Here is a 14,910-nt window from a genome sequence, read left to right as displayed (position 1 = left end):
GGGGAAGTCCACTGTCAGTGGCCGCACTTATGGTGGGCCGCATGACGACTGGCCTGCCGACCACCACCGTTCCGACCGCCGGCCCCTCCCCCACGCCACGGATCTCCCTCTCCGCCGACGAGGCCCGGCGGATCGCCCTGCGGGCCCAGGGACTGCTGGGCGCCCCGGAGCGGCGGTCCGGAGTGCGCGGAATGCTGCGTCGGCTGGGCGCCGTACAGCTGGACACCATCTCGGTGCTGGCCCGGTCGCACGAACTGGTGCCCTACGCCCGCCTGGGCGCGGTGGGACGGCAGGCTGTGGAGTCGGCGTACTGGACGGACGCGCACAGCTTCGAATACTGGTCGCACGCCGCGTGCGTACTCCCCGTCGAGGAGTGGCCGCACTTCGCCTTCCGCCGCCGCGCCTTCCGCGCCCGGGGCCACCGCTGGCACCAGATGAAGGACCGCGAGGGCTCCTGCGCCGCCGTCCGCGACCGGCTCGCCGCCGAGGGGCCGCTGACCACCGCGGAGCTCGGCGGCGGGCGCAACGGCGGCGAGTGGTGGGACTGGTCCGAGAGCAAGATCGCGGTGGAGTGGCTGCTGGACATCGGCGAGGTGGTGGTCACCGAGCGGCGCGGCTGGAAGCGCGTCTACGACCTCGCGGAGCGCGCCGTCCCCGAGGCGCTGCTGCACGACACCCTGGACGATCACGAATGCCTCCGCCGCCTGGTGGCGCAGGCGGGTTCGGCGCTGGGCGTCGCCACCCGCGCCGACCTGGCCGACTACCACCGGCTCAAGGGCGAGCAGGTCGAAGCGGTGCTGCCGGACACCGGACTGGTCCCGGTCGAGGTGCGGGGCTGGCCCAGGACCGCCTGGGCCGACCCGGCGGCGCTGGAGAGCACCCCGCGCGGGCGGCACCGCACCACGCTGCTCTCCCCCTTCGACTCCCTCATCTGGGACCGGCCCCGCACCGAGCGACTCTTCGGCTTCACCCACCGCCTGGAGGCGTACGTCCCCAAGCCGAAGCGGGTGCACGGCTACTTCGCGATGCCCCTGCTGGCGGGCGGCAAGCTGATCGGCCGTGTCGACCCGGCCAGGGAGGGGACCACGCTGGTGGCCCGACAGCTCTCACTGGACAGCGCCAAGGCCGTGGAGCCGATGGCACGTGCGCTGTGCGAGGCCGCGGAGTGGGTGGGCTGCGACGCGGTGCGGGTGGAGCGCTGCGCCCCGGAGGAGCTGCGCCCCCGGCTGCGGGCCGCTCTGGACGCCCTGGGCTGCTGACCGGTCCGCCTCAGCGGATTTCGAGGATCTTCTCCCGCATCGCGTAGACCACCGCCTCCATCCTGGAGTGGAGCTGGAGCTTCTCCAGGATGTTGCGCACATGGTTCTTCACGGTGTTCTCACTGATGAACAGCTCTTTGGCGATGTCGCGGTTGTTCATGCCCGTGGCCACCAGCTTGAGCACTTCCAGCTCCCGGTCGGTGAGCTTGGGTGCGGGCACCAGCTTGCTCTCGTCGGTGCGCTGGATCATGGACTTGAACTCGGTGAGGAGCTTCGCCGCCATGGACGGGCTGATCTGCGACTGCCCGTCGGCCACCGCGCGGATCGCCGTGGAGACCTCGTCCGTGGAGATCTCCTTGAGCAGATATCCGGTGGCGCCTGCCTTGATGGCGTCGTAGAGGTCGGCCTCCTCGTCGCTGATCGTCAGCATGATGATCTTCGCACTGGGGGCCACCTCCTTGATGGAGGTGCACGCCTCGATCCCGCCCCGCTTCGGCATCCGGACATCCATCAGCACGATGTCCGGCAGCAGGTCCGCCGCCTTGTCCACCGCCTCGGCCCCGTCCCCGGCCTCCCCGACGACCTGGATGTCCTCCTCCTGGGCCAGGACGATCTCCAGCCCGCGCCGGAAGAGCGCGTGGTCGTCGACGACCAGCACCCTGATCGGCTCCTGCCGCCGCTCCCGCTCGCGCGGCTCCTGATCAGCGCCCGGGCCCGGGTGTGCGTCGGGCATGGGCATCACGGGCCCGAAGCTGTCCACCATCGTTCCTCCCCCTGCACCCTGGTCTGCCACCAACCCCGCTACGACCAAAGGCGATTGGCGTGGGTCTTGATGTTACTCATGCCGACGCCCCCGGCCGGGTTTCGATACCGGCCGGGGGCGTGAACATCAAGCCTGTGGCGCACAGGGGGTGCGCCGGGCCCGTGCTGGGCTGCTGCCCGTTCCGCGTCAGCCGCCCAGCGCTCCGCCCGCTCCGTGTGGCGGCTCCTGGACGAACGGGTCCGGCTCCAGATGAATCACGCCGTAGTCGTAGCCGTGCCGCCGATAGACGACACTGGGCTGCTTGGTCTCGGAGTCGACGAACAGATAGAAGTCGTGGCCGATCAACTCCATCTCGTAAAGCGCCTGGTCCAGCGTCATGGGTGCGGCCGCGTGCGTCTTCTCCCGGACCACCAGCGGCCCTTCGCCACGCACCTCCAGCGGCCCCATCCGGGTGACCACGGGCTGGCCGTCGGCCTCGGGGGGAGCGGCCACCGATCCGGCGGCCGCGTCGAGTTCTCCGTTGAGTTCCGACGCGAGGTGGGCGGTTGCGGCCGCCACACTCATCGGTGTGCGGGCTCCACCGCGGTGGACGCGGCGCTTGTCGGCCTGTTTCCGCAGCCGGGCCTCCAGCTTGCTGGTGGCCAGGTCGAGCGCCGCATACGGGTCGGAGGCCGCTGCCTCCGCACGAATGACCGGTCCGCGCGTACGCAAGGTGATCTCCACCCTGTCGGAACGGTCGGCCTGCCGGGGATTGTGCTCCTTGGCCACCTCGACCTCGAGGTTGATCACCTTGCCGTCGAGTTTATGAACCTTCTCCAGCTTCTCGGCCACGTGCTTGCGGAACCGGTCGGGCACCTCTGTCTTTCGGCCCTTGACGACGATGTCCACGCAGAACTCCGTTCCCGGACGGTCCCACATCCAGTGCTGACCGTCCTTGGTGCACTGACGCCGGAGGCTCGGCCCTCACGCCGTTGGCTCTCCGGCTCGAGGTCGGCTTGCGAGTTTCACCTCCTTCTCCCCCTGAGGAGAGATCGCCACCCAATCCGAACGTACCTCCAGTGGGGGAGGCGCGGCACCCCCTACCGGCACGTACCTCCGATCAGAGGAGACATCCCTGGTACCACCTGCAACGATGCCGGCGATCCGATAGTTCCGCCCGGTCACCCGGGGCAACTTTCCGCATACCGGGTTCACCCGTCCGAGCGGACCGCGAGCACCGCGGCCGAGGTCACTCCTCCCAACGCCCGCGCCGCCTCAGCGAGCGACGCACCTGTTGTCATCACATCGTCCACCAGCACGACCCGGGCCGCGTCCAGCAGCCGCGCGCCGCCTGGCACCATCTCCAGGGCTCCGGCAAGATTCGCGGTCCGCTGGGCCGCCGTCAGCCCCGACTGGTCGACGACCCTGCGTCGTTGGCGCAGCACGGGCAGCACCCGCACCGCCATACCCTCCCCTCTGAGCACCCGCGCGGCCTCCCGCGCCATGCGCCGCACCGGGTCGTGCCCCCGCCCCGCGACAGCCCGGCGCATGGAGGGCACCGGCACAAGGGTGACCGGCGCCTGGCGCCGTGGGGACGAGCCGCCGTCCCGGGAGGGCGGCCCGCGCCGAGCGGGGGCGGTGGGCACGGAGGCAGGCACGGGGGTCTCCGGCGCGTGCGAGGCCAGCAGAACGGCGCCCGCGAGCACCGCTCCCAGCGGCGCGGCCAGCCCGAGGGCACCGCGCTCCTTGTGAGCGAGCAGCGCGGCTCGGGCCTCGTCGGTGTACGTGAGCGCTCCGTACACCCGAGGCAGTCCGGACGGTACGCGCGAGGGCCACACCCGCCGCGGCACCGCGCCATTCAGCACGCTGCTGCACTCGTCGCACAAGCGGTCCCGCTCAAGCGGACGACCGCAACCGGCGCACCCCATGGGCAGCACCAGACCTGCGATTTCCCGCCGAAGTCCCTGCCAGGACTTCGGCATGACCCCACTCTGGCATCCGGCGCGGACTGCCACCAGCCCTGTGGACAACTTCCCGAGCAGCCGCCGCCCCGGCTCGAATCCCCGAGCCCGGGGCCGGAATTGCCGCAGCTCAGCGGCGTCTGGCAGCCACCCCGACGCAGAGCCTGCCGGATCAGCCCGGGTAGGCGGGGGCCGAGCCCTTGTCCGTCAGCATCTTCCAGGTCGCGTCGGGCGGCAGCCGCACGATCCCGTCCTCGGAGTCGGCGAGCAGCGGCTTGCTCTCGTCCTCCGAGGCGGCGACCCCGGTCACATCGGTGATGCCGGGCAGCGTCGGCTGGTCCGAGACGGAGCCGTCGGTCTCCATGTACAGCAGCTGCTGCACGCTTCCGGACTCCCGGCCCACCACCACGAGCCGGCTGCCGCCCGCCCAGGATGCCGCCGAGACATCCACCAACTGGGGTGCCACCGGCCGGAGCCGTTCCACCGTCACCACGGGCTTCTTCACCGTGCCACCGCGTACCACGCGGCCGAGCTGGAGCGAGGTGTGCCCGTCCCGCTCCCGCACGCGCAGCGCGATCCGCACCCCGTCTGAGGAGATCCGCAACGACTCGATGCGCTCGTCCTTGCCCAGGTCCGGTACCTGTACCTCGTCGGGGTGCTCCTTGCCGGTGCGCAGCCGCAGCAACCGTGGGTTGTCCGGGTCGCGGTCGGCGACCCACAGGTCTCCGAGCCCGTCCCAGCTGGGCGCCGTCAGCCTGTCGTTCTCACGTTTGGCCTTGCTGATGAGGATCGGGGCGCCCAGCGCGGTGTTCGCGCTGCCTCCGTCCAGGGAGGCGACATACAGTCCGCGCCGGCCGCGCGTCACCGCGGCGCCCTCGCTCTCGATGCGGTTGACGGCGACGGCGCCCATCTCCACCTGTCCGCTGCCCAGCGGTCCCAGGACCGGGCGCGGTGACTCGTTCTTGCGCTGGAAGGCGGCGACCCGGTGGTTCTCGTCGATGAAGTACGCCCTCTTGGCGCTGCCGTTGAGCCGACCGGGCTGGAAGGCGGTGAGCTGTTCGCGCGTCTGTGCGCACATGTCGTTGTTCTCGGGGCCGGCCAGCTCGACCTTGCTGACCTTCGCCGATGCCTGGTCCTGGACCGAGTACAGCAACTGCGCCGCCATGCGCACGCAGCGCTTGCCCCCGGCTTTGGCTCCCCGGGCGTTCAGCCGTACCCGCAGCACCCCCGAGTCGTCCACCGACAGGTGCTGTTTGGGCGCCAGCCGGGTGCCGCGCGGGAACGCGGAGGCGACCACGGGGTCGAGCCAGCCGGAGGGCCCCTGGAGCAGCGCGGAGACAGTTTTGGTGACCGGGTCGATGCGCCGACGCAGATAGACCGGATCGGCTACGAGCACGTTCTGTCCGTCCGTGATCGATTCCGCGTCCGGACCGAGCTCCGCGTAGTAGTACGTATTGATGGGGCGGTAGATGCGCTGGAAGTCGGACTCACCGAGGACCAGGCCGTCCGGCATCTCGTCGATACGCCATTCCCCGTCCACCTTGACCAGGTGGAAAACCTCGCTGTAGTCGCCCTTGGAGGGCGAGTACGCGTGCTTGTCGTCCACCTCGGCCATCCGGGAGCCGGAGACCTCGACGGAGTAGCCGTCCTCGGCGCGTCTGCTGTGCCGCGGTGCCTTGGCGGCGCTCGGCCCGTCCGAGAGCACCGTCGTCGACGCGAAGGGGTCCCACCGGCGCGCCAGGTGACGCGTCAGATATTCGCGGGCGGTCGGAAAGTTGGCCTCGTCGCTGGTGATCGCCTCCAGAAAGCCCCGCACGATCTGGGTCGGCACCTGCCCCTTCTGCGGACTGACGCCGTTGACGCGCACCTGTGAGTCGCCCTGGTTGCCGTGCGAGGAGCTGACGTGCTTGACGTTGCCCCCGTCCGGCATCGAGGCGCAGCCGGCCAGCAGCGCTCCGCACGTGGCGAGCACCAACAGCGCGCGGCGCCGCCGTGCGCCACCCCCGCGCTTCGTGCGCCCGTCGGCGGCCGTCATCCGCGCTCCTCTCCGGACCGTCTCACTCGCTCGTCGTTCCGTACGCCCTCGCCGGTCCGTCCGGCCGACACCGACGCGGCGCCCACCGACGCGGCGGCCGGCCGCTGCCGCTCGCGTGCTTGCTGCCGCTTTCTGCGCGAGTCCTCCGGCTCCAGCCGCAGCGGCGACCCGCGCAGCGGCTCTCCGGCCGTGCAGGGCAGGACGAGCAGGAACTGCGAACCGTCCCCCGGCGCGCCCCAGGCCCGCAGCCAGCCGCCGTGCAGCCGCGCGTCCTCCAGCGCGATCGACAGCCCGAGCCCCGTGCCCCCGGTGGTACGGGCCCGCGCCGGGTCGGCGCGCCAGAAGCGGTTGAAGACGCGCTCCGCCTCGCCCTCCTTGAGGCCGACACCGTAGTCCCGTACCGCCACCGCCACCGCGCCGCCCCCGGTCGCCAGCCGCACGACGACGTCACGGCCCTCACCGTGCTCGACGGCGTTGTCGACCAGGTTGCGCAGCACCCGCTCGATCCTGCGGCCGTCCACCTCCGCGATCACGGGCTGCTCGTCGCCCCGCACCAGAATCCTGCCGCCCTTGCGCTCGGCGAGCGGCTCACAGCCCTCGACCACGCGGTGGACCACATCGCGCAGATCCACCGGGGCGGCCTCCAGGTTGGCGGCGCCCGCGTCGAACCTGCTGATCTCCAGCAGATCGGCCAGCAGCGATTCGAACCTGTCGAGCTGTCCGAGCAGCAGCTCGGCCGAGCGCGCGGTCGCCGGATCGAAGTCCTCACGCGCCTCGTGGATCACATCGGCGGCCATGCGCACCGTCGTCAGCGGCGTCCGCAGCTCGTGCGAGACGTCCGAGACGAAGCGGCGCTGCATCCGGGACAGCTCCTCCAGCTGCTGGATCTTGCCCTGGAGGTTCTGGGCCATCTTGTTGAAGGACTCCCCCAAACGGGCGATGTCGTCCTCACCGGTGACCTTCATCCGCTCCTGGAGCCGCCCGGCCGCCAGCCGCTCGGAGATCCCGGCCGCCATCCGTACGGGCGTCACCACCTGCCGCACCACCAGCCACGCGATCGCACCCAGCAGCACCACGACGAACACTCCGGCCGTCGCCAGCGTGCCCTTGACCAGGTTCAGCGACTCCTCCTCCTGGGTGAAGGGGAAGACGTAGTAGAGCTGGTAGGGATTGCCGCGCGCGTCGTTGAGCCGCTTTCCGACGATCAGCGCCGGGTCACTGCTGTGGTCCTGCCGGTAGACCCGCGCGTAGCGGCGGTGCGGCCCTGGCTCGTCGTCCAGGGCCTTGCGCAGGTCCGCTGGGACGCTCTCCTCCGGGCGGATGTCACCGGAGAACCGCGGCCCGCGCGTGGTCAGGCTGCTGTTGCCCAGGAACGGCGACTCGCTGTTCTCGGAGCCGAGCGCCACCACCGAATAGACGCCCTGGCCGCTGCTGGCGAGCTGCTCGACCAGGTTGTTCAGCCAGGTGCCCGAGTTCTGGGCGCTCCTGCTGCCGCGGATGCTGTCCTCGCCGCTGGGCCCGCTTTCCGCGCTGTCGGCCATCCGCTCGGCGGCGGCGAACCCTCCCGATGCCTGGCTCTGCGCAGTCTGCTCCTTGGCCTCCAGCAGGCCGTTGCGGACCTGCCCGATGACCACGAGCCCCAGCAGCAGCACGACCGCGAGGGAGAGCAGCAGGGTGGCCACCACCACCCGGAGCTGGATGTTGCGCCGCCACAGCCGCATCACCGGCAGCAGCGGCCTGCGTACCCACCGCACAAAGAAACGCACCATGGGGCGCGCACCAGGACCGGTCGCGCCCTCTGGGAGGAGGCCGTCGGAGAAAAGAACACCACTTCGCCACAGACGCCCGAATTTGGATATATCGGACTCGCGGCCTGTGCTCCGACCCCCACCGGCACGATGCGGTGCGGTGTTACGGGTCATCTCAGCTGGGCCCGGCCTTGTAGCCCACGCCGCGCACGGTCACCACGATCTCCGGCCGCTCCGGGTCCTTCTCCACCTTGGAGCGCAGCCGCTGCACATGGACGTTCACCAGGCGGGTGTCCGCGGCATGCCGATAGCCCCACACCTGCTCGAGCAGGACCTCACGGGTGAAGACCTGCCACGGCTTGCGCGCCAGCGCCACCAGAAGATCGAATTCGAGCGGGGTCAGTGCTATGGACTGCCCGTCCCGCTTGACCGAGTGCCCGGCCACATCGATCACCAGATCGCCGATGGCCAGCTGCTCGGGCGCCGGCTCCTCGGACCGGCGCAGCCGAGCCCTGATACGTGCCACCAGCTCCTTCGGCTTGAACGGCTTGACGATGTAGTCGTCAGCCCCCGACTCCAGCCCGACCACCACATCAACCGTGTCGCTCTTGGCCGTGAGCATGACCACCGGCACCCCGGACTCCGCGCGGATCAGGCGGCACACCTCGATGCCGTCCCTCCCCGGCAGCATCAGGTCGAGCAGCACCAGGTCCGGCTTGGTCTCCCGAAAGGCGGCAAGCGCCTTGTCGCCGTCCGCGACGAACGACGGTTCAAAGCCTTCTCCGCGCAGCACAATGCCGAGCATCTCTGCCAGTGCGGTGTCGTCATCGACGACAAGGACGCGTCCCTTCATGACTTCATCATCCCATCAGCCGACCGCGACGCCCTCATGCGTGATGTGGAACACAGTTCCGCGATCCCTTCGGGCGTCACCGGGGAGGCCACTCCCTCGTCCGTCACCACGGCAGTGACCAGCGCGGACGGCGTCACATCGAACGCAGGATTGTAGGCGTGCGCCCCCACCGGAGCCAGCGCCGGGCCCAGGCCCGGACCTCCCCCCGGCCCCCCGCCAGGGCCCGCCCCGGGACCCAGCGGTCTCGCCCAGGGCCCCTCGGTCACCTCATACACCGCCCGCTGCTCGACCTCGATCTCGCTGCCCGACGCCGTGTCCAGGTCGATCGTCGTCACCGGAGCCACCACCACGAACGGCACCCCATGGTGCCCTGCGAGCACCGCCAGCGAATACGTCCCGACCTTGTTCGCCACGGAACCGTCCGCCGCGATCCGGTCGGCCCCCACCACCACCGCGTCCACCTCACCGGCCGCGAACAGCGACCCTGCCGCGCCGTCCGCGAGCACGCTGTACGCCATCCCCTCCTCGGCCGCCTCGTACGCCGTCAGCCGCGCACCCTGCAACAGCGGCCGCGTCTCCCCCACCCACAGCCGCCGCAGCTCACCGGCCCGGTGCACCGCCTTGAGCACGGCCAGCGCCGTGCCGCTCCCGCCCGAGACCAGCCGCCCGGTGTTGCAGTGCGTCAGCACCCGCATCCCACCGCCGGGCACAAGCTCTGCCAGCAGCGCACTCCCGTGCTCCGCCATCCGGTCGCTCGCCTCCGCGTCCTCCCGGTGCAGCGCCCTGGCCTCCGCCAGCGCCTGCGCGGCCGCGTGCGCCTCCCCGCGGCCCGCACCGAGCGCCTCCCGGTAGGCGGCCTCCACCCGCCGTGCCCCGTACGCGAGATTCACCGCCGTCGGCCGAGCGTGTGCCAGCTGCTCCGCCGCGTCCGCCACGTCGAAGCCGCGCGCCGCCGCCAGCGCGACGCCGTACCCGCCTGCGATGCCCAGCACCGGTGCGCCCCGCACCGCCAACGAGCAGATCGCGTCCACCAGGGCAGGCACGTCCGTGCACACCAGCTCGGCCTCTTCCGCGGGCAGCCGCGTCTGGTCAAGGAGCACGACAACCGGCCCCTCCGGCAACTCCTCATAACGGATGACGGGCACACACTCTTCAGCCATCCGTCCAGTCTGCCTGCTCAGCGCAGGTCGCTTGAAGAGCGTCGCCCGCTCCCGGCTGGCCTCGCCGGCCCCGCCCCGTGGCACGATGGCAACCCACCAGGCACGGGACTACCCATACGAGGTGACCTCACGTGAACGACTCCCCGGGCTGGGCTTCGCCCGGATCCCCCTCGCCCGACCCCCAACCCTCCGGCACGCCCGGAAAGGATGACGAGGGAACCCAGGGCGACGGCACGGAGCGCACCACATCCGAGGAGACACCCCGCCCCACCGAGGACGACCGCCCCCGCAACTGGGCCGCCGACCAGCCCCCCGCCGCGCCCCAGGGCTGGCCGCTGGGCGCCCAGGAGGAAGGCAGGGGCCTGCGAAAGGGCCGCGGCCCGGTCCCCAGGCAGCACCCCGGCCGAGCGAGCGGCCCGACCGGCGGCTGGGGAGCCGCCCCACCCCCCGGTCCCGGCCCTGCCCACCGCTGGAACTCCGGCTGGGCCCCGCCCCCGCCCGCCGCGAAACCCGGCGTCATACCGCTCCGCCCGCTGGGCGTCGGTGAGATCCTCGACGGCTCCGTCAGCGCCATGCGCGCCCACTGGCGCACCGCCCTGGGCATCTCCCTGGCCGTCGCCGTCCTCACCGAACTGGTCTCGGTCATCACCTTGCGCTTCTGGTTCGGCGACACCAGTGAACTCGAAGCCCTCGCCAACAACGACAACCCGACCAGCGAGGACCTGAACAACGCCCTCTCCGGCACGCTCGGCACCGTCGGCGTGACCGGGGTCGTCGGAATGCTCGGCAGCGTGATCGCCACTGCCCTGCTCACCGTGGTCGTCAGCCGCGCGGTCCTGGGCCGCCAGGTCACTCTCGGTGAAGCCTGGCGTGACGCCCGCCCTCAGCTCCTGCGCCTGTTCGGCCTGCTGATTCTCATTCCCCTCCTGGTCTGCCTCGTCCTCCTGGGCTGCCTGCTTCCGGGCATCCTCGTGGCCGCCGCCGGCCCGGTCGGTCCTGCGGTGCTGCTTCTCTTCTTCGGGCTGCTGGCCGGCATCGCCCTCACCGCCTGGGTCTGGGTCCGGCTCTGCCTCGCGCCCCCGGCCCTGATGCTGGAGAAGCAGGGCCTCTTCGCCTCCATGCGCCGCTCAGTCAAGCTCGTACGCGGCAGTTGGTGGCGCATCCTGGGGATTCAGCTCCTCGCCCTCCTTCTCGTCATCGCCATCTCCCTTGTGGTCTCGGTGCCGGCCACCGCCATCTCCGCCCTCGTCAGCGGTGGAGACACGCTCACCGACCCGGCCGCCGCCACTGGCTGGACCTCCCTGATCATCAGCGGCATCGGCTCCGTCCTCGCCTCGGCCGTCTCCCTCCCCCTGAGCGCGGGCATCACCGCCCTCCTCTACCTCGACCAGCGCATCCGCCGCGAGGCTCTCGACCTCGAACTGGCCCGGGCGGCGGGCGTCCCCGGCTTCGACCACCAGGACCCCGGCCCCACGGCCCCGGGAAGCTGACGGCATGCCGGGGGGACATGTCGGCGCCCTCGCCCGCCACACCGCAGCCCTACACCGGGCGGCGACCGGTGAAGGGAACGGCGCCCCCGTCACCACCCCCCGGCTTCCGGCGCTCCACGACGCCGAACGTGAGCTGTCCCGGCCCGAATACCACGAGCACGACCCCAGCTTCCTCCAGCGCGCCCTCGACTGGCTGTGGGACCGCCTCACCGACCTGCTCAGCACCGCGACGGGAGTCGCCCCGGGCGGCTGGGTGGGACTCACCGCCCTCGCACTCCTCCTCGTCCTCCTTCTCATCGCCCTCCGCGTACGCCTGGGCAAGCTCCGCCCCGCACCCACCACAGGCACCACTCCCCTCTTCACCAACCGCCCCGCCAACGCAGCCGGCCACCGGGCCGCTGCCGAGGCGCACGCAGCCGCCGGCCACTGGAGCGCGGCCGTCCAGGAACGGATGCGGGCCCTCGTCCGCTCCCTGGAAGAACGCGCGCTGCTCGACCCACGGCCGGGCCGCACCGCCGACGAAGCCGCCGCCGAGGCAGGCACCGTCCTCACCGGCTACACCGACCAACCCCGCGCCGCAGCACGCTCCTTCGACGAGGTCACCTACGCCGGCCGAGCCGCCGACCAGACCGCCTACACCCTCCTCCGCGACCTCGACCACACCCTCCTTCACACCATCCCCGCTCAGCCCACGGCCCTCGCCTCCCCAGGCCCCGCCGACCGCGGAGGGCCTGCTTGATGACCACGGCTCCCACCACCACGACCCCGCGAGCCCCTGACTCCCCTTCGGCAACCGCCCCTACATGGACGTCACCGACAGCACGCCACCTGTGGCGCCGGGCCCGCGGCCTGCTCCTGGCCGCAACCGTCCTCGCGCTGGCCGGAGTAACCCTCGCCGCCCTCCGCTCCAGTGAACACACCGGCTCACTCGACCCCCGCTCGGCCACCCCCTACGGCAGCAAGGCCCTCTCAAGGCTCCTCACCGACCGTGGCGTACACACCACAGTCCTCAACACCTCCGCAGCCGCCCGCCGACAGACCGGACCCGACACCACTCTCCTCGTTCCCTTCCCCAACTCCCTCTCCGAGCGCCAGCTCAGCGACATCCGTGCAGCCACCAGGCGCTCCGGCCGCACCGTCCTCCTCGCCCCCGGCCCCGCAGCAACCGCCGCCCTCACCCACGGCATACGCACCACCGGCCGGGCCCCCGTCCGGCCGACACCGCCGGACTGCGACTTCCCCGCCGCCCGCCGTGCGGGCGACACCGACCTCGGCGGATACGGCTACACCACCAACGCCGGCCGGGCCGAGAGCTGTTATCTGAGCGACGGCCGCGCCAACCTGCTGCGCCTCCCCTCGTCAGCCGGCCGCGACACCGTTCTCCTGGGCGCCGCCGACCCTCTCCGCAACAAACACCTCGCCGACCACGGCAATGCTTCTCTCAGCCTCCAACTCCTGGGCTCCCGCCCACACCTCCTCTGGTACCTGCCCACCGACGCCGCTCCCGCCGACGGCCAGGAACGCGGCTTCTTCGATCTCCTGCCCCGCGGCTGGTCGTGGGCCGCCATTCAGCTCGCCCTCGCGGCCGTCCTCGCCGCCGTATGGAGGGCCCGACGCCTCGGCCCCCTCGTCACCGAACCTCTGCCGGTCACCATTCCGGCAGCCGAGGCCACCGAAGGCCGGTCCCGCCTCTACCGCAAGGCCAACGACCGCGGCCACGCAGCCGACGCCCTGCGCGCCGCCACCCGCGCCCACCTCGCGCCGTTGCTCGGAGTGCCCCTTACCAAGGCCCACCTCATCGAGGTACTGATCCCCGCCCTGGTCGGCCAGGCATCAGGCCGCTCCCCCCTCGGTGACGGGCCTCCACTCGACGAGCCCATCCTGCGAGAGCTTCTCTTCGGGCCACCTCCTCAGGACGACGCCACGCTACTGGAGCTCGCGAATCGCCTCGACCAGCTCGAACAGCACTTCACCTCCCCCTCAGACTTGCCACGACCACCGAGAGACAAGGACATCTCCTCGTGAGCGCCCCCTCCTCTGACAGCGCCCGCAGCGCCCTCGAAGCCCTGCGCCAGGAAATCTCCAAGGCCGTCGTAGGACAGGACGCAGCGGTCACCGGGCTCGTCGTCGCGCTGCTGTGCCGGGGCCATGTCCTGCTCGAGGGCGTACCCGGCGTGGCCAAGACCCTCCTCGTGCGGACACTGGCCACAGCTCTGGAACTCGACACAAAACGTGTGCAGTTCACCCCGGACCTGATGCCCAGCGACGTCACCGGATCGCTGGTCTACGACTCCCGAACCGCCGAGTTCTCCTTCCAGCCCGGCCCGGTATTCACCAACCTCCTTCTCGCCGACGAGATCAACCGCACTCCACCCAAGACACAGGCCGCGCTCCTGGAGGCCATGGAGGAACACCAGGTCTCCGTCGACGGCGCGCCACGCTCACTTCCGGAGCCCTTTCTCGTTGCCGCCACCCAGAACCCGGTCGAGTACGAGGGCACCTATCCGCTTCCAGAAGCACAACTCGACCGCTTCCTGCTGAAGCTGAACATCTCACTGCCCTCACGCGAGACCGAGATCGACGTCCTCACCCGCCATGCCGAAGGTTTCGACCCCCGAGACCTTCCGGGGATGGGCGTGCGTCCTGTCGCGGGCCCCGCCGAGATCGCAGCCGCGCGCGCAGCCGTCACGCAGACGTCGGTGTCTTCCGAGGTCACCGGCTACATAGTGGATATCTGCCGTGCCACTCGCGAATCCCCCTCACTCTCCCTCGGTGTCTCCCCCCGAGGCGCTACCGCTCTGCTTTCCACAGCCCGTGCCTGGGCCTGGCTCACCGGCCGCGACTACGTCATTCCCGACGACGTCAAAGCCTTCGCCCTGCCCACGCTGCGACACCGGATCCAACTGCGGCCCGAAGCCGAGATGGAAGGCGTCACCGCCGACAGCGTCCTCAACTCGATCCTGGCCCACACCCAGGTTCCCCGCTGAGAGATCCGGACCCCTTCCATGGCTTTCACCGGCAGAACACCGCTCATAGCGGCACTGGGAACGCTCATCGTGGGCCTCGTGCTGCCCAGTTGGACCGGTCTCCTCGCTGTCGAACTTCCGTTGCTGCTTGCCATCGTCGTGGACCTGCTGCTGGCGGCGCCAGTGAATCGGCTTCTGTTCACTCGAAGCGGTGATACCTCAGTTCGACTTGGCGAACGTATGCTCGCCTCTCTTGTGATCAGCAATCCCACCCGTCGCCCCTTGCGCGCCTATCTCAGAGATTCCTGGCCTCCGAGCAGCTGGCCGTCCGATGCCGCACCCCACCCCGGTCGGCACGAGCTCCACATCCCTCCCGGCGAGCGGCGCCGTGTCACCACCACGCTCCAGCCCACCCGGCGCGGCGACCACAAGGCCCAACGCGTCACCGTCCGCTCGTTCGGGCCGCTCGGACTCGCCGCCCGCCAAGGCCACCACCACGTTCCCTGGACGGTCCGCGTCCTCCCCGCCTTTCCCAGCCGCAAGCACCTGCCCGCAAAGCTGGTACGTCTTCGAGAACTCGATGGCCGCACCAGCATCCTGACCCGCGGGGAAGGAACCGAGTTCGACAGCGTCCGCGACTATGTGCCGGGCGACGACACCCGTTCCATCGACTGGCGCGCCACAGCCCGCCAATCC

Annotated in this window: 13 protein-coding genes; 6 read left to right on the top strand and 7 right to left on the bottom strand. The window is 70.9% G+C overall.

Annotated elements, in window-relative coordinates; genetic code table 11:
- The first annotated feature begins 41 nt into the window (after window positions 1–41).
- Entirely contained in the window at window positions 42–1,259 is a 1,218-nt protein-coding gene (locus tag JW592_RS04280; protein WP_209263521.1) for a winged helix-turn-helix domain-containing protein, read from the top strand.
- A gap of 10 nt (window positions 1,260–1,269) precedes the next feature.
- On the opposite strand, the gene JW592_RS04275 is transcribed toward JW592_RS04280, so the two are convergent.
- From JW592_RS04275 to mtnA, 7 genes are all read right to left on the bottom strand, one after another.
- The gene (locus tag JW592_RS04275; protein ID WP_209263520.1) at window positions 1,270–2,022 is read right to left on the bottom strand and encodes a response regulator; all 753 of its coding nucleotides are present in this window, start codon (window positions 2,020–2,022) and stop codon (window positions 1,270–1,272) included.
- A 186-nt stretch (window positions 2,023–2,208) separates the two neighbouring features.
- Window positions 2,209–2,910, bottom strand: a complete 702-nt coding sequence (gene hpf, locus JW592_RS04270) for a ribosome hibernation-promoting factor, HPF/YfiA family (RefSeq protein WP_209263789.1) — start codon at window positions 2,908–2,910, stop codon at window positions 2,209–2,211.
- A 302-nt stretch (window positions 2,911–3,212) separates the two neighbouring features.
- Window positions 3,213–3,803, bottom strand: coding sequence for a ComF family protein (locus tag JW592_RS04265; protein ID WP_307805285.1), 591 nt, complete (start codon window positions 3,801–3,803; stop codon window positions 3,213–3,215).
- Window positions 3,804–4,134: 331 nt separating this feature from the next.
- Window positions 4,135–5,997 carry an LpqB family beta-propeller domain-containing protein gene (locus tag JW592_RS04260; protein WP_209263518.1) on the bottom strand — a complete coding sequence of 621 codons (1,863 nt, stop codon included), beginning with the start codon at window positions 5,995–5,997 and terminating at the stop codon, window positions 4,135–4,137.
- Complete coding sequence (mtrB, locus tag JW592_RS04255) at window positions 5,994–7,919, bottom strand: MtrAB system histidine kinase MtrB (RefSeq protein ID WP_209263517.1); 1,926 nt, start codon at window positions 7,917–7,919, stop codon at window positions 5,994–5,996. The genes JW592_RS04260 and mtrB overlap by 4 nt, the downstream gene beginning before the upstream one ends.
- Before the next feature lies 1 nt (window position 7,920).
- Entirely contained in the window at window positions 7,921–8,598 is a 678-nt protein-coding gene (mtrA, locus tag JW592_RS04250) for a two-component system response regulator MtrA (protein ID WP_016469303.1), read from the bottom strand.
- On the bottom strand, window positions 8,595–9,758 hold the full coding sequence (gene mtnA, locus JW592_RS04245; RefSeq protein ID WP_209263516.1) for an S-methyl-5-thioribose-1-phosphate isomerase: 1,164 nt from the start codon (window positions 9,756–9,758) through the stop codon (window positions 8,595–8,597). The genes mtrA and mtnA overlap by 4 nt, the downstream gene beginning before the upstream one ends.
- A gap of 131 nt (window positions 9,759–9,889) precedes the next feature.
- Between mtnA and JW592_RS33300 the strand changes: the two genes are divergently transcribed.
- The 5 genes from JW592_RS33300 to JW592_RS04220 form a co-directional block, all read left to right on the top strand.
- Window positions 9,890–11,248: a DUF7847 domain-containing protein gene (locus JW592_RS33300; RefSeq protein WP_209263515.1), complete on the top strand. Its 1,359-nt coding sequence runs from the start codon at window positions 9,890–9,892 to the stop codon at window positions 11,246–11,248.
- Window positions 11,249–11,252: 4 nt separating this feature from the next.
- On the top strand, window positions 11,253–11,987 hold the full coding sequence (locus tag JW592_RS04235; protein ID WP_209263514.1) for a DUF4129 domain-containing protein: 735 nt from the start codon (window positions 11,253–11,255) through the stop codon (window positions 11,985–11,987).
- On the top strand, window positions 11,987–13,273 hold the full coding sequence (locus JW592_RS04230; RefSeq protein WP_209263513.1) for a DUF4350 domain-containing protein: 1,287 nt from the start codon (window positions 11,987–11,989) through the stop codon (window positions 13,271–13,273). The genes JW592_RS04235 and JW592_RS04230 overlap by 1 nt, the downstream gene beginning before the upstream one ends.
- Window positions 13,270–14,235 (top strand): AAA family ATPase, encoded by a 966-nt coding sequence (locus JW592_RS04225; RefSeq protein ID WP_209263512.1) that lies wholly within the window; start codon window positions 13,270–13,272, stop codon window positions 14,233–14,235. The genes JW592_RS04230 and JW592_RS04225 overlap by 4 nt, the downstream gene beginning before the upstream one ends.
- A gap of 18 nt (window positions 14,236–14,253) precedes the next feature.
- A partial coding sequence (locus tag JW592_RS04220; RefSeq protein ID WP_209263511.1) for a DUF58 domain-containing protein occupies window positions 14,254–14,910 on the top strand: 657 nt, incomplete at its 3' end.

It is taken from the genome of Streptomyces spirodelae (assembly GCF_017676385.1).
Lineage (GTDB): Bacteria > Actinomycetota > Actinomycetes > Streptomycetales > Streptomycetaceae > Streptomyces > Streptomyces spirodelae.
The sequence above is the reverse complement of the archived record's forward strand: the minus strand, read 5'-3'. Positions and strand labels throughout refer to the sequence as shown.

Bases quoted from the DNA above. Each gene is read 5' to 3' on its own strand.
- JW592_RS04280 (WP_209263521.1), top strand. From the start codon at position 42: ATGACGACTGGCCTGCCGACCACCACCGTTCCGACCGCCGGCCCCTCC.
- JW592_RS04275 (WP_209263520.1), bottom strand. From the start codon at position 2,022: ATGGTGGACAGCTTCGGGCCCGTGATGCCCATGCCCGACGCACACCCG.
- JW592_RS04260 (WP_209263518.1), bottom strand. From the start codon at position 5,997: ATGACGGCCGCCGACGGGCGCACGAAGCGCGGGGGTGGCGCACGGCGG.
- mtrB (WP_209263517.1), bottom strand. From the start codon at position 7,919: ATGACCCGTAACACCGCACCGCATCGTGCCGGTGGGGGTCGGAGCACA.
- mtrA (WP_016469303.1), bottom strand. From the start codon at position 8,598: ATGAAGGGACGCGTCCTTGTCGTCGATGACGACACCGCACTGGCAGAG.
- mtnA (WP_209263516.1), bottom strand. From the start codon at position 9,758: ATGGCTGAAGAGTGTGTGCCCGTCATCCGTTATGAGGAGTTGCCGGAG.
- JW592_RS04235 (WP_209263514.1), top strand. From the start codon at position 11,253: ATGCCGGGGGGACATGTCGGCGCCCTCGCCCGCCACACCGCAGCCCTA.
- JW592_RS04230 (WP_209263513.1), top strand. From the start codon at position 11,987: ATGACCACGGCTCCCACCACCACGACCCCGCGAGCCCCTGACTCCCCT.